Here is a 759-nt window from a genome sequence, read left to right as displayed (position 1 = left end):
CGTAACACGTTGTCATCGAAGCGCGGTTTGTATCCTCCGCCCATGACCTGCGCCATATCCGCGTCGTGACCCGGCCAAACGCGCTGCGCAAGCACGCGGTGGCCGAGGACGAGGCATTGTCGAAGCTGCGCTTATTCTTCGGCTGGTCACACGGTTCCGAGATGCCCCGCCACTACGCACGAGCCTAGTGGGAAAGCGAGCTGGGCCACATCTGGAGCGACGCGTTCGGCGAGCACGTCGAGGTGTTGCGGGAGATCGAGAGCCAATAACAGCTCGTGGGCAGATGCCGAACTCGCCGGGGGTCGCGGACGCACTCGGGCTGTCGGAAACCATTCGCTACGAGCTGCCCCACCAAGCCTCGCAACTCCCGCAGATCATTCGCTTCTTCGACGATTGCGACGAGGTTGAGCGCTCGATCCGTGCCGCCACTTCGGAGTGTCGCATTCGGCTGAACGGCTCCACCTCGATATTCCGCGTGGGATTGCTCGAGACTGCGCACCGAGACCTTTTGCAGCATGCCCTGGCAGTGGTTGGCCTGCCCTCTGGGCCGCTGGGAACCCGCGATGCGCTTGGCCACTTGCTGGCGTATTCCACCCTGTTGCACCGCACGGCCGAGGCGGCGGTGCAAGGTCGAGCGCGCGATCCCCAGCTGCTTTGCGACCGCGCGCTGCGGCTTCCGTAGCCCGCATCGCTCACCGGGGCAAGCCGGCGCATCCCCAGGCGAAGCCGTAGCCCGCTTGGGCGAATTGTTTTTCGCAG

1 protein-coding gene is annotated in these 759 nt (G+C 64.8%); it reads left to right on the top strand.

From position 1 onward, the window contains the following. Positions 1-283 precede the first annotated feature (283 nt). Positions 284-682 carry a hypothetical protein gene (locus CKO31_RS26245; RefSeq protein ID WP_200243919.1) on the top strand — a complete coding sequence of 133 codons (399 nt, stop codon included), beginning with the start codon at positions 284-286 and terminating at the stop codon, positions 680-682. Positions 683-759 lie beyond the last annotated feature (77 nt).

Origin of the sequence: Thiohalocapsa halophila, assembly GCF_016583825.1 — a bacterium.
Taxonomy (GTDB): domain Bacteria; phylum Pseudomonadota; class Gammaproteobacteria; order Chromatiales; family Chromatiaceae; genus Thiohalocapsa; species Thiohalocapsa halophila.
Note: the sequence above shows the minus strand (reverse complement) of the source record. Positions and strands in the feature narration are given on the sequence as shown.